Raw genomic sequence first — 13,642 nt, forward strand, 5'->3', positions numbered from 1 at the left:
AGGGAGAAGGGACTGACCGAGGCGTCTTGCGTCAGGCATCGACCTGAAAGATCGGCAGCGATTATGGATTCAGTAGAACTGGCTCAAGTCGGTGAACCTCACCAGCATCCCCCAATCGGCCTCCTCTCCCTCCGGGAGAGGGCTGGGGTGAGGGGAATCGAGAATCCACCCACTTACCCCCGAGCCAGCTCCAACAGTCTTGAACGCCACGCCGCCTTCGCCGGCAACGCCAGAAAGAACTCATTGAGCAGCGATTCCCGCGCCGGATAACAGAACGCTTCGCCCTGCAGATCCAACACTTCGCCGCCAGCACCTTCGAGCACGCCCTGCGCCGCCGCGGTGTCCCACTGCGAAGTTGGCGCCAATCGCGGATAACAATCCGCCGCCCCTTCAGCCAACAGACAAAACTTCAACGAACTGCCGATGTTTGCCAGTTGCAACTCGCCCAGGCTGGCGCTCAGACCGGCAAGCAGCCGCTCTTGCTCCGGACTCGAGTGCCGACGGCTCGCCACCACGGTGAACGCTTCACTGGGCGCGAGCACCTCACGCACCTCAATCGCCACCGGCGAACCACCTTTGTCCCAACGCCACGCGCCGAGACCGGCTCCGCCGACATAGAACCGGCCATTGGTCGGCATCGTCACCACGCCAAACACCACCCGCCCGTTTTCGATCAGGGCGATGTTCACGGTAAATTCTTCACTGCCGCTGATGAACTCCTTGGTGCCATCCAGCGGATCCACCAGCCACCAGCGCTGCCACCCGGCGCGCACGCTCTGCGGAATGTTGGCGTCTTCCTCGGACAGAATCGGAATACTGGAGTCCAGCGCGGTCAGCCCGGCGACGATGACATGGTGCGCGGCCATGTCCGCTGCGGTCACCGGTGAATCATCGGACTTGGCGGTGACCTCCACGCCAGAGCGCCAGAACGGCAGAATCGCCTCGCCAGCCTGCAACGCCAACTCAACCACCGGCGCCATCAACGGATGGGAAAACTTCATCGACATCTCACTCATGACTGAAAGAACCCGCGCTGCGTCAGCAGATCACGCGCCAGATACAGCGCCGCCAGGGCACGGCCTTCGGTAAATTGCGGGTTTTGCGCCAGCGCCGCCAGTTCACGCAGGTTGACCTTGTCGACGCGCATCGGCTCCGGCTCGTCGCCCTCCAGACGCTCCTCGTACAAATCGGTGGCCAGCACCACCTGGATCTTTTGGCTCATGTAACCGGGCGACAGCGACAACTCGGTCAGATGCTCCAGTTGGCGCGCACCGAAACCGGCCTCTTCCTTGAGCTCGCGCTCGGCCGCTGCCAGTACATCCTCGCCCGGCTCGATCAGGCCTTTGGGCAGGGACAGTTCGTATTCGTCGGTGCCGCCGCAGTATTCCTCGACCAGCACCGCGTGTTCGCTGTCGAACATCGCCACAATCATCACCGCGCCATAACCCGCGCCTTTGCCGACCAGACGCTCGTAGGTGCGCTCCACGCCATTGGAAAAACGCAGCTTCAGTTCTTCGACGCAAAACAGACGACTGGTGGCGACAATCTCGCGGGCGAGTACAGTGGGTTTCTGGCGCATGCAAAGCTCCTTGGCGTGAACGCGCTACTATAACGCGGCTTTCCCGATTGTTTGTGTCGGATATCTTTCTACCGCTCGAGACGTTGCCATGCCTTCTTTACCGTGGTCTGACATCGATACCGTCCTGCTGGACATGGACGGTACGTTGCTGGATCTGCACTTCGACAACCATTTCTGGCTGGAACACCTGCCGCAACGCTACGCCGAACTGCACGGGGTGAGCCGGGCCATGGCCGACATGGAGTTGCAGCCGCTGTTCGAGCGCCATGCCGGGCAACTGCAGTGGTACTGCCTGGATTTCTGGAGTGCCGAACTGAAGCTCTCGGTGCGCGAGCTGAAACTGGAAACCGCGCACCTGATCGCGCTGCGCCCGGATGCCGACACCTTTCTGCAGGCGATCAAAAAAGCCGGCAAACGGGTGATCATGATCACCAACGCCCACCGCGATTCGCTCTCACTGAAACTGGAGCGGATCGAACTGGCGCCGTATTTCGAACGGCTGATCAGCTCGCACGATTACGGTTTCCCCAAAGAGAGTCCGCAGTTCTGGGATGCCTTGCAGGCGGATATCGATTTTGATCCGGCACGCAGTCTGTTCATCGACGATACGTTGCCGATTCTGCGTAGTGCGCGGGAATTTGGTGTGACGCATTTGTTGGCGGTGAAAGAGCCGGATAGCCGCAAGGGGCCGAAGGACACGGCTGAGTTTGCGGCGGTTGAAGACTACCGCGATTTGATGCGGGGTCTCTGATTTCCTGTAGGAGCTGCCGAAGGCTGCGATCTCTTGACTTTGATTGTTTAAAAAACAAGATCAAAAGATCGCAGCCTTCGGCAGCTCCTACAGGGGTTGTGAGTTACTCAGGGATACGCAGGGTTTGGCCCGGGTAGATTTTGTTTACATCCTTGAGCATTGGTTTGTTGGCCTCAAAGATCTTGTTGTACTGATTGGCGTTGCCATACACCGCGAGGGAAATCGCACTGAGGGTGTCGCCTTTTTTCACCACGACAAAACGTGCGGCAGCCACAACCGGCCCGGTCACGGTGATCTGATCATCAACACTGCCCACGCCTTCGATGTTACCCACCGCCAGCAGAATTTTTTCCTTCTCCTCCTGACTTGCAACTTCACCGGTGACCGTCACCTTGTCGCCGTCCACGGTTGCCTGAACATTCGGGTTGCCCAACCCGACCTTGCTGATATGTTCCTTCAACTGTTCGCTGGCATTGGCATTACCCGGGGTCAGCAGGTCGATCAGCTTTTCACCGGCTTCTTTCACAAAGCTCAACAGACTCATAGCGCACACTCCTTGATTGGGATTCCAGACGTCCAAGCCTAGACCACACCAGACCAACCCGGTTCCGGGCCGACCAATGACCCGGCAGCCGCTTGATCGACGCCATCTATCAATAGATCGACAGTACCGATTAGACGCGACAAGTTGCCGCGCCTAGTCTTAGCGTTGATCAATCCGTCGGTGATGCCATGAACGCCAAGCGCCCAACTTGCGCGGCGCCTGCACTCGAAACGCCCGCGCCCGCCGCCAGCCAGACCTACAGCTATAGCGATCTGCCCCTTGTGGAATCGGCCAGCACCGCGCTCGCCGAGGAAGTTGCGTTGGCGATCGCCTACAACGGCATCAGTCAGGCGGTGATGCTGGTGACGCCGACGGATCTGGAAGATTTCATCGTCGGTTTCAGCCTCGGCAGCGGCATCATCGAAGACGCCAGCGACATTTATGACCTGCAACTGACCGGCGCGGGCTCGGCGCAATACGCGCAGGTGACCATCGCCAACCGCGCGTTCTGGAACCTCAAGCAACAGCGCCGACAACTGGCCGGCACCAGCGGTTGCGGGCTGTGCGGCGTCGAGGCGGTGGAACAGGCCTTGCCTGACCTCAAAGTGTTGCCCGGCGCACCGTTGCCGCCCGCTGCCTGGCTCGACGGCCTGCGCCAGCGCATCGGCGCGTTCCAGCCGCTCGGTCAGCACTGCGGCGCGGTACACGCGGCGGTGTTCATGAACGCCAGCGGTGAATTGCTGCTGGGCCGTGAAGACATCGGCCGGCACAACGCCCTCGACAAACTGATTGGCGGGCTGATCCGCCAGAAGATTTCCACAGAAGGCGGCCTGGCGATTGTCACCAGCCGTTGCAGTCTCGAATTGATCCAGAAAGTTTTACGCGCCGGCATCCAGACTCTGGTCAGCCTGTCCGCGCCCACGGGCCTTGCCGTGCAATGGGCCCGTCGCCACAACCTCAATCTCATCCACCTGCCGCAGAAGAATGCGCCGCGGGTCTACAGCCCAGCGATGGAGAATCAAGCGTGAGCCAACATCATCAAGCCGACCAGAAACCTGTCCCGCGCTACAAACCTTACAAAGGTGCAGCCGGCGGCTGGGGTGCGCTGATCAGCGTGGCCCAAGCCTGGTTGACCAGCGACAACGCGCTGAAAAACCTGCGCATGATGCTCAAGACCAACCAGAACGGCGGCTTCGACTGCCCGGGCTGCGCCTGGGGCGATTCGCCGGAAAGCGGCATGGTCAAGTTCTGCGAGAACGGCGCCAAAGCGGTGAACTGGGAAGCGACCAAGCGTCGGGTGGACAGCAAGTTCTTCGCCAAACACAGCGTCACGTCGTTGCTGGAGCAGAGCGACTACTGGCTTGAATACCAGGGCCGCCTGACCGAGCCGATGGTCTACGACGCCGAGACCGACCGCTACAAACCCATCGCCTGGGACGATGCCTTTGCAATGATCGGCAAACACCTGCAAGCGCTGTCGAGCCCGGACCAGGCCGAGTTCTACACTTCGGGCCGTGCCAGCAACGAAGCGGCGTACCTGTATCAGCTGTTCGTGCGCGCCTACGGCACCAACAACTTCCCGGACTGCTCGAACATGTGCCACGAGGCCAGCGGTGTGGCGTTGGCGCAGAGCGTTGGCGTCGGCAAAGGCACCGTGACTTTCGACGACTTCGAACACGCCGACGCGATTTTCGTCTGGGGCCAGAACCCCGGCACCAACCATCCCCGGATGCTCGAACCCCTGCGTGAAGCGGTGAAGCGCGGCGCGCAAGTAGTGTGCATCAACCCGCTGAAAGAACGTGGCCTGGAACGTTTCCAGCACCCGCAGCACCCGATCGAAATGCTCACCAACGGCGACAAGCCGACCAACACCGCGTACTTCCGTCCGGCACTGGGCGGCGACATGGCGGTGCTGCGCGGCATGGCCAAGTTCCTCTTACAGTGGGAGCGCGATGCGCAGAAGGCCGGCACGCCGGCAGTGTTCGATCATGACTTCCTCAATGCGCACAGCGCCAACGTGCTGGAGTATCTCGGCGTGGTCGATGACACGCCGTGGGAGCAGATCGTCGCGCAGTCCGGCCTGTCTCTGGTGGAGATCGAGCAAGCGGCGCGCATGTACGCCAAAGGCAAGAACGTCATCATGTGCTGGGCGATGGGTATCACTCAGCATCGCCATTCGGTGCCGACTATCCAGGAAATCGCCAACCTGATGTTGCTGCGCGGCAACGTCGGCAAACCCGGCGCCGGCCTGTGTCCAGTGCGCGGTCACAGCAACGTGCAGGGCGACCGCACCATGGGCATCAACGAGCGTCCACCGGTGGCGTTCCTCGATTCACTTGAGCGGCGCTTCCAGTTCAAGGTGCCGCGTGACAACGGGCACAACGTGGTCGAGGCGATCCACGCCATGGCCGAGGGCCGCGCCAAGGTTTTCATCGGTCTGGGCGGCAACTTTGCTCAGGCCACGCCGGACAGCCCGCGTACCTTCGCGGCGCTGAGCAATTGCGACCTGACTGTGCAGATCAGCACCAAGCTCAACCGCAGCCATCTGGCCCACGGTAAAGACGCACTGATCCTGCCGTGCCTGGGTCGAACCGATATCGATATCCAGGCCGAAGGCCCGCAAGCGGTCACCGTGGAGGACTCGTTCAGCATGGTTCACGCGTCCAACGGCCAGTTGCAGCCGCTGTCGAACCAGATGCGCTCGGAACCGGCGATCATCGCCGGCATCGCCGCCGCCACGCTGGGCAGCAAACCGGTGGACTGGAACTGGCTGGTGGCCGATTACCGGCGCATCCGCGACCTGATCGCCGATACCATTCCGGGCTTCAAGGACTTCAACGAGAAGGTCAAGAACCCGGGCGGTTTCTACCTCGGCAACAGTGCCGGTGCACGCAAGTGGAACACCCCGTCGGGCCGGGCCAATTTCCGCGCGAACATGCTGCCCAAGGATCTGGTGCACGAGCGTACCCGCGCCACCGGGCAACTGCCGGATCTGATCCTGCAATCGATGCGCTCCCACGACCAGTACAACACCACGATCTATGGCCTCGACGACCGCTATCGTGGGGTCAAGGGTCAGCGCGATGTGCTGTTCGCCAACGAGGCCGACATCATTCGTCTGGGCTTCCGCCCGGGGCAGAAGGCCGACATCGTGTCGATCTGGGACGATGGCCGTGAGCGTCGGGTGAAGGGCTTTACCTTGCTGGCGTTTGATATTCCTGCGGGGCAAGCGGCGGCTTATTACCCGGAAGTGAATCCGCTGGTGCCGCTGGAAAGCACCGGGGATGGCAGCCATACGCCGACATCGAAGTTCATTGCGATCCGGCTGGAGGCGGCGAGTGAGACTGGGTTGATCATGGCCAAATCTGCGTAAAGCGTTGCCTGGACTGACCCCTTCGCGAGCAAGCCCGCTCCCACATTGGAATGCATTTCAAATGTGGGAGCGGGCTTGCTCGCGAAAGCGGTGGCACATTCAACAAAAATCTTTGTACCCTGCACCCTTCCAACGCCCACAAAAAAGGCCGCTTTTTCACAAAAGCGGCCTGTCCGAAGTAGCTAAAGACCGGCGAAAATCGCTTAAGTTCCGCATACAAAACAGCAACTTGCATAATTGTATACAAGTCGTGTTATTCGTCGGATTTCGATTGTCAGCCTTGTTACACAGCCTCAGGATCGGCGCCGTCATCCCTTTGAGGCTCCTCTATGAAGTTCTCCTCGATTCTCTTGTTGTCCCTTGGCCTGGTCAGTGGCTTCGCTTCTGCCGGAGGCACCACCGAAGCAGGTGTGGGCGGCGCATTGGGCGGGGTTCTTGGCTCGGTCGTCGGTCAGTCTTTAGGCGGCAGCACAGGTTCAACCATTGGCGCAGCCCTGGGCGGCGCGGGTGGTAGCGCGGTCGGCGCCAACAAACACAGCCGTGGCGAAGCGGCCATTGGCGGTGCGTTGGGCGCAGCCGGCGGTAACGTGGTCGGCCGCAGCATGGGCGGTACCACCGGCAGCCTGATCGGTGCCGCAGCAGGTGGCGGAGCCGGTGGCGCGCTGGGCAACTACATGGGTAACCAGAGCAATGACGAGGGTCGTCATTACGATCGCGGCCGTGACGACCGTCGCTACTATCGCGACCGTCACCCTGGCCGTGGCCACGCTTATGGCCACCGCAAGCATCACCGCTACTATCGCGACTAATCCGTTGCGTTAAGCGCGAAAGCAAAAATCGCAGCCCAAGGGCTGCGATTTTTTTTGCTCTGGTTCAAACCACCAGACGCTCCAGCGCGTCACGCAATCTACCTGGAATCGGCACCGGCTGATTGCTCGTCCGGTCCACGAATACATGGACAAAACGCCCCGCCGCACACGCCTCGCTTTCACCGACCTTGAACACCGCCAGTTCATATTGCACCGAACTGTTACCCAGCTTGCCAACCCGCAGACCGATCTCGATCAGGTCCGGGAACGCGATCGAGGCGAAATAATCGCAAGATGAACTCACGACAAAACCCACTACCTCGCCGTCGTGGATATCCAGGCCACCGACCTGAATCAGGTAAGTGTTCACGGCAGTATCGAAAAAGCTGTAGTAGGTGACGTTGTTGATGTGGCCATAAGCATCGTTGTCGTGCCAGCGGGTGGTGATCGGCTGGAAATGCGGGTAATCGGCGCGTTGCGCCATGGTGCTGGACATCGGTATCGACTCCTTGAGTTATCTGTCCAGTCTAAAGGTAAAAACCTTTGCCTCGCGCCGCCAGCTCGCCAATCAGTGGGGCCGGCCGCCATTGATCGCCCTGTCGCGTCTCCAGCGCCAGCAAGCGCTTGTGAATGTCCGCCAGCCCCTGATCGTCCGCCCAGGCCATCGGGCCGCCTCTGTCCGCCGGGAAGCCGTAGCCATTGAGGTACACCTGATCGATGTCATGCGCCGATTCGGCAATGCCTTCCTGCAGAATTTTCGCGCCCTCGTTGACCAGAGCCAGAAGACACCGCTCGAGGATTTCCTCGGACCCAATCTCCCGGCGCTGAAAGCCGAGGCCTTCGCTGACGCTCAATATCAGCGCATCGACCTCGGGATCATGCTCTGCCTGACGACTGCCCGGCTCGTAGTGGTAGTAACCGTTGCCGGATTTCTGCCCGAATCGGCCCATCTCGCACAAGCGGTTGTCGACCTGAACCTCTGGCGCATCCTGCCCCTTGCCGGCCAATTCGCGCGCGCGCCATTCCAGATCAATGCCCACGACGTCATACATGCGGAACGGTCCCATGGCGAAACCGAAGCCCTGCAAAACCGTATCGACCTGCTGTGGATAAGCGCCCTCGAGCAGCATCTTGCGCGCCTCCAGTACATACGGATGCAACATGCGATTGCCGATAAAACCGTGGCAGTTGCCCGACACCACACTGACCTTGCCCATGCGCTTGCCCAGAGTCAGTGCGGCTTCCAATACCGCCGGTGAAGTCTGCGCCCCGCGAACGATTTCCAGCAGTTTCATGATGTGCGCGGGGCTGAAGAAATGCAGGCCGAGCACTTGCGATGGACGTTTTGTTGCAGCGGCAATCGCATCAATATCCAGTGCCGAGGTGTTGCTCGCCAACAACGCCTCAGGCTTGAGCAGGCCATCCAGTTCGCGAAAGATCTTCTGCTTGAGCGCGAGGTTTTCGTACACCGCTTCGATCACCAGATCGACATTACGGATTGCCGGGTAATCCGCCGCCGCGCTGATGCGGGCAAGACGTGCATCCGCTTCGACCTGATCGATCCGGCCCTGGCGCACGTTGTGTGCATAAGTCTGCGCCACGGTGCCCAGCGCCTGTTCGAGCATCTGTGGATTGTTATCGACCCACTGCACGGCGATGCCGGCATTGGCCAGGCACATGACAATACCGCGGCCCATGGTGCCCGCGCCGATCACGGCAGCTTGCTGAATATCGAAGGATGTCTGGCTCATGTTGTTCTCTTGTTGGCGATCCGAAGACAGCCTTCACCATAGTCAGGCACCGGGCGTTTTTGAAGTTTATTACCGTGATGAGCGACATTCAGCGCATGGATACAGGCCGCCATGGCATCACACGCTCCCACAGGGTTTGTATTTACTCGAGCAGATGATTGTCAGCCCAACTGCGGACTTCCGCGTACGGATATTGCTCCAGCGCCGCATACCCCGAGATCGTCCGCGCCTTCAACTTGGTAAACAGCGGCACGCTGATCCCGCACAGAAAACGCGTCAGGCGCTCCGCCGTCGGCACATGGCCGGTGTGCTGTTCGTGCCTGTGGATAAAATCACCGCACGACGCCGCGAAGTTCTTATCCACAAGCGCTGGCAACTCGGGAGGTGCCGGAAGCCGCGCGACATCACCGTGGCACACCGAACAGTGCCCGCAGTGCTCGGGCGCATTGTGGTCGCCGAAGTACTCGGCCAGGCGATAACCCAGGCAGCGCTCAGTGGCGAACAGTTCGAGCATGGCGTGAATCCGCGCGACTTCAGTCTGTTCATGCCGGGTGAAGTACTCGTGCAACTCGGCACTCAGCACAGCGCTGTCGAAATCGCTGTGCAGCACGTTGTAGACCTCGGTCATCTGCTTGCTCTCAAGCTCGACCCAGCCCTTCTCCTGAAAATAATCCAGCGCCGTCACCACCCGATTGCGCTCAGCCGAATACTGCGTGTACATCGCCTCGAAATTCACCGTGGCCCAGGTACGTGCGCGGCTGGAGGTGTGAATGATGGCCGCGACAAACTCCCTGCGCTCTCCCTCGAAACGCTCAAGCAACGCTTCCGGCTCCAGCAGGTATTTGAAACGGTACTCGGCGTAATAGGCATAGCGCGGAGCAATCAGGCCGCGCAGCTCCATTTGCACCAACAACGTCTTCAGCGGCAGCGTGCGAATGTTGCTCTGATCCGCCAACGGCCCGAGCAGAAACTCCCACTGTCCTTCAGCTGCGGCAGCCTGCATTTCCTCCAGCACACAACGTATCCCCTCGCGCTCCGGGGTATCGCCGTAGACGAAATTTTCCAGCACGTTGAGGCTGTCGCGGTTGGCCAGCACCAGGCAATCCGACGGCTGTCCGTCCCGTCCGGCGCGACCGATTTCCTGACTGTAGTTCTCGATGGATTTCGGCAGGTCGAAATGCACCACGTTGCGGATGTCACTTTTATCGATGCCCATACCAAAGGCAATGGTCGCGACAATGCAATTGGACTGTCCGGCCATGAAGCGCTTCTGGATCGCCTCGCGCTGATCGTTGGGCAACCCGGCGTGATAGGCCTCGGCCTGTATGCCGTTGCGCCCCAGATGTTCGGCGATGTGCTCGGCGGTTTTCTGCAGCGTGACGTAGACGATGCTCGGCTGGCTCGCGCGCTCGCTCATCCACTCCACCAGCCGCCGGCGCTTGTCCTGGCCACGCACCGGTTCCACCAGCAGATTGAGGTTTGGGCGATAGAAACCGGTGGTCACAACATCCGCTTCGGCGATGGCGAATTTGGTCTGCATGTCGGCGATGACCTTCGGCGTCGCCGTGGCGGTCAGCAGCAGCGTTTGCGGGATATTGAACTGACGCTGGTAGTCCGGCAGCTTCAGGTAGTCGGGGCGGAAGTTGTGGCCCCATTCCGAGATGCAGTGCGCCTCGTCAATCACCAGCAGCGAGATCGGCACCTGCTGCAAAAAATTGCGAAAACGCTCGTTCTTCAGGCGCTCCACCGAGATCATCAGGATCTTCAATTCACCCGAACGGGCGCGGGCCATCACATCATTGGCGTCATCGCGGCTTTGTGCCGAATCGATGCTGCCGGCACTGATGCCGTGACGCTTGAGGAATGCCAGTTGATCCTGCATCAACGCCAACAGTGGCGAGACCACCAGGGTCAGATGTGGCAGCAACAGTGCCGGTACTTGATAGCACAGCGACTTGCCAGACCCGGTGGGGAAAATCGCTGCCGCCGAGCGCCCGGCCAGTACCGCGCTGATCGCGGCTTCCTGCCCGGGTCGAAACTGTGGATAACCGAAAACCTGTTCCAGGGTGTTGTGCATGCGCTGTCACTCCGTTGACCGCTGTGATGCCAACAGCCTAGCGGGCGATCGCAGCGAGTCGAGAAAAGGCCGGGGTCAATTCAATACGGGATGATACAGCCAATAGCGCAGACAACTCGGTCCACTGCAGGAGCGAGCCTGCTCGCGAAGGGGCACAAAACAGCGATACAAATTTACCTGTTCAGGGCCGCAAAACCGCCACTCGCAGTTGCTCGTTCAACACCTGCTCATGCACGCCCTGGCTCTTGCTCGCCCACAACGCATGAGCCGGGCTGATGTCACCGGTGAAGGCCGCCGCCAATTGCCGCAGTTCCGCAACACTGCGCACGCGCGGGCAGAACGGCTGCCCGTCACAGTCAACGCTGGCGTTGCGATAGGTGCTCAGCAAACGATCCCACAGACCGTCACGCACCTGCCTGACCGACTTGAGCTGCACATGCGGCACACCCAGTCGCTGCTCCAGCCCTGCCTCGTCCAGCGCTTCACTGGCGAGCAAGGCCCTGCCGAACATCAACACCTCGGCGCGCGAGGCGGTATCGATGCCAGTCTGGCTGGAGAGCGCATCGGGCCAACCGGTGCGTTCGAGGTCGGCAAACATCCAGCCGTTGCCGGCATCAGACGCCATGGCCAAACGGCAACCACTGGCCCACAGCAATAAAATCGAGGCCATACGTAGCCACTGCATACTCAATTCCCTTTAAGCGCGTATCGGACGTTTGGAAACGTCCTACAGATTCTGGCGCGCACCATACATAGATCTGCCAAGAAACGCCTGTGAATCCTGTGGGAAATTTCTGCGCTAGGGGTTTCACCCCGAAAAAACCGCAAAACCTTGTAGGGCATATGCCCGGCCCTCGGAAAATCCCCTACGAACGGCGTCCATTGCGGCGCTCTTGTGAGTGCTCGCCACGCACTTCTATAGTGGCCGGCGCGACTGACCACTGAATCAGCCCCGCCCGAGTGCCTTTGTAAAGGACAAGCCTCACCATGATTACCCGCTATCGCCCTTTGAAGACTTGCTACAACGAAAATCCCGTATTGGTCATCGACACTCAGTCCAGCCATCGCGATCTGCTTGATGCCGCTGACCAGCGACTGCGTGCCGCCAGCGATCTGCTGGAAACCCTTTACTGTTTATGTTTCAAACAGGCCGACGTGAAAGATATACCTAACATCGTCAATGCTCTTTATTTATTAGTGCAGGATGGCTGTGACTTGCTCGAAGTAGCAAAACACAAACCCCAACAACCAGACCGACACTGAAAACAACTAAAATCCAGAAACAACAGAAGGCTTTAATAAACAGCTAGAAAAGACCTAAGTTGTTGGCTCTTACTTTAACCGAGAGCAACACAATGACTGTTTTAACTATATTTTTTTGCGGAACTGGTTCCAATAAATTCGACGTCACCCACGAAAACTTCTGGAACGGTGAACTGATTTCCACCTTGGCTGCCAATCATACGGGTTACGAGTTTGCCGAGTGGATCGTGGTCGATGGCCCCGGCAGCGGCAACCTGCAGGCCGACGATCTATTCACCAAGACCAAGGAATACGGCATGAGCGGCACCTTGTTCGGCAAGGGCTGGGAAGAAAACGTGTTGCATGCGCTCAATATCATCAAGGGCAAGTGCGACTGGCAACGCGAGCAACTGACTGAAGCCGAATACAATCGCCTGAAAGCTGCCGGCATTCCTATCGAAGATGTAAAAGTCGAGGGTTCCTGGTTCTGGCGCAAATATAATTACGGTAATCGCAGCATTACCCAGCAGCAATTACAGGAAGGAATCATCAAAACCCACCGCAAGGATGGTGTTATTCCGACTCAAGTCAATCTCGTCGGTTGGAGCCGGGGCGGCATCAGTTGCCATATGTTGGCCAATGCAATGTTCAAGGACAGTCTGCTGAAAAACATCCCGGTCAATATCTTTGCGCTTGATCCCGTGCCAGGCATTGGTAACTTTCAGGAAGAGCGCGTCAAACTCGCGGGCAATGTCAAAGAGTATGTAGCGTTCTATGCTCGTGACGAACGCTCCAAAGGTTTCAGCTGCGTCATCCCACAGACCGCTACCGGCACTAAAACCTACATCTATCCTATGGCTGGCCGCCACGCCACCATGGCCGGCAATGCCACCAGCAGCGGCGGCGTCCCGACCGGCGCCAGTGATCTGAAAGCGCTGTCCGAGCCCGGACGCATCGTGCGCCACCTCGCCGAAACCTGCCTCAAACGCTGGGGCGTGCAACTGCAAAAAACGTTGAATCTGACCCAGGCCGATCTGGAAAACCTCACCAACGGCATCGCACGCGACGAAGCCAAATACACACTGATGCACAAACATTCCTACACCTACTTCACCGAGCTGGACCAAGGCGAGCGCTACGTTTCGCTGGGCAGCAAAGGTGTACCGTTCACCAGCGTGAAGGGCGAGATCTACAACCCGGCGACCGGCCTGGCAACCAGCTTGCTGGATATTTCGGCGTATCAGCATTTACGTTGAAAAACGAAGAAAGATCGGTAGGAACGTCCGATGAGATCTTCATCCCGTTCCTACACGCCAAGACTCTTTGTCGCCTATCGCGGCTTGAGGGCACAAATCTATAGTCGTGAATGTCGCTGGCAAATCAGCGGCTCGGGCTTGGTCACCCGGTGGGACACATAAATGCGTCCGTTGTATGCTGCCGGCAATTCAAATGTCTGCACGCTTAATGGTGGCTGTGTTTGGGACGCCTTTGAGCGTGCCGGACTTGTGTGTTCCTT

13 protein-coding genes are annotated in these 13,642 nt (G+C 59.2%); 6 read left to right on the forward strand and 7 right to left on the reverse strand.

Going from position 1 to position 13,642, the window contains the following annotated elements; translation table 11 throughout:
- Window positions 1–173: 173 nt before the first annotated feature.
- Together cysQ and nudE are read right to left on the reverse strand one after the other, a co-directional pair.
- Window positions 174–1,007 (reverse strand): 3'(2'),5'-bisphosphate nucleotidase CysQ, encoded by an 834-nt coding sequence (cysQ, locus tag QRN61_RS02625; protein WP_285373223.1) that lies wholly within the window; start codon window positions 1,005–1,007, stop codon window positions 174–176.
- Window positions 1,008–1,012: 5 nt separating this feature from the next.
- Entirely contained in the window at window positions 1,013–1,579 is a 567-nt protein-coding gene (gene nudE / locus QRN61_RS02630; protein WP_027611223.1) for an ADP compounds hydrolase NudE, read from the reverse strand.
- A gap of 88 nt (window positions 1,580–1,667) precedes the next feature.
- Here nudE and yrfG point away from each other — a divergent pair, with 88 nt between their 5' ends.
- Window positions 1,668–2,330: a GMP/IMP nucleotidase gene (gene yrfG / locus QRN61_RS02635; protein ID WP_027611222.1), complete on the forward strand. Its 663-nt coding sequence runs from the start codon at window positions 1,668–1,670 to the stop codon at window positions 2,328–2,330.
- Window positions 2,331–2,433: 103 nt separating this feature from the next.
- Here yrfG and lysM read toward each other — a convergent pair whose 3' ends face one another.
- On the reverse strand, window positions 2,434–2,874 hold the full coding sequence (gene lysM, locus QRN61_RS02640; protein WP_027611221.1) for a peptidoglycan-binding protein LysM: 441 nt from the start codon (window positions 2,872–2,874) through the stop codon (window positions 2,434–2,436).
- A 188-nt stretch (window positions 2,875–3,062) separates the two neighbouring features.
- On the opposite strand from lysM, the gene fdhD reads away from it, so the two are divergent.
- The 3 genes from fdhD (at window position 3,063) to QRN61_RS02655 (ending at window position 7,056) form a co-directional block, all read left to right on the forward strand.
- On the forward strand, window positions 3,063–3,902 hold the full coding sequence (fdhD, locus tag QRN61_RS02645; protein ID WP_047600939.1) for a formate dehydrogenase accessory sulfurtransferase FdhD: 840 nt from the start codon (window positions 3,063–3,065) through the stop codon (window positions 3,900–3,902).
- Window positions 3,899–6,247 (forward strand): FdhF/YdeP family oxidoreductase, encoded by a 2,349-nt coding sequence (locus QRN61_RS02650; protein ID WP_285373148.1) that lies wholly within the window; start codon window positions 3,899–3,901, stop codon window positions 6,245–6,247. Before fdhD ends, QRN61_RS02650 begins: the two co-directional genes overlap by 4 nt.
- Window positions 6,248–6,576: 329 nt before the next feature.
- Window positions 6,577–7,056, forward strand: coding sequence for a glycine zipper domain-containing protein (locus tag QRN61_RS02655; RefSeq protein WP_027611218.1), 480 nt, complete (start codon window positions 6,577–6,579; stop codon window positions 7,054–7,056).
- 64 nt (window positions 7,057–7,120) lie between these two features.
- On the opposite strand, the gene QRN61_RS02660 is transcribed toward QRN61_RS02655, so the two are convergent.
- The 4 genes from QRN61_RS02660 to QRN61_RS02675 form a co-directional block, all read right to left on the reverse strand.
- Window positions 7,121–7,552 (reverse strand): acyl-CoA thioesterase, encoded by a 432-nt coding sequence (locus QRN61_RS02660; RefSeq protein ID WP_097086913.1) that lies wholly within the window; start codon window positions 7,550–7,552, stop codon window positions 7,121–7,123.
- 31 nt (window positions 7,553–7,583) lie between these two features.
- Entirely contained in the window at window positions 7,584–8,807 is a 1,224-nt protein-coding gene (locus QRN61_RS02665; protein WP_285373149.1) for a 3-hydroxyacyl-CoA dehydrogenase, read from the reverse strand.
- Window positions 8,808–8,949: 142 nt separating this feature from the next.
- Window positions 8,950–10,884, reverse strand: coding sequence for a RecQ family ATP-dependent DNA helicase (locus QRN61_RS02670; protein ID WP_285373150.1), 1,935 nt, complete (start codon window positions 10,882–10,884; stop codon window positions 8,950–8,952).
- Between the two features lie 181 nt (window positions 10,885–11,065).
- The gene (locus QRN61_RS02675; RefSeq protein ID WP_285373151.1) at window positions 11,066–11,569 is read right to left on the reverse strand and encodes a polysaccharide deacetylase; all 504 of its coding nucleotides are present in this window, start codon (window positions 11,567–11,569) and stop codon (window positions 11,066–11,068) included.
- Window positions 11,570–11,871: 302 nt separating this feature from the next.
- On the opposite strand from QRN61_RS02675, the gene QRN61_RS02680 reads away from it, so the two are divergent.
- Together QRN61_RS02680 and QRN61_RS02685 are read left to right on the forward strand one after the other, a co-directional pair.
- Window positions 11,872–12,147: a hypothetical protein gene (locus QRN61_RS02680; protein WP_183784575.1), complete on the forward strand. Its 276-nt coding sequence runs from the start codon at window positions 11,872–11,874 to the stop codon at window positions 12,145–12,147.
- Window positions 12,148–12,239: 92 nt separating this feature from the next.
- Window positions 12,240–13,382: a hypothetical protein gene (locus QRN61_RS02685; protein ID WP_285373224.1), complete on the forward strand. Its 1,143-nt coding sequence runs from the start codon at window positions 12,240–12,242 to the stop codon at window positions 13,380–13,382.
- Window positions 13,383–13,642 lie beyond the last annotated feature (260 nt).

It is taken from the genome of Pseudomonas sp. lyk4-TYG-107, from assembly GCF_030209055.1.
Classification (GTDB): Bacteria; Pseudomonadota; Gammaproteobacteria; order Pseudomonadales; family Pseudomonadaceae; genus Aquipseudomonas; species Aquipseudomonas putida_A.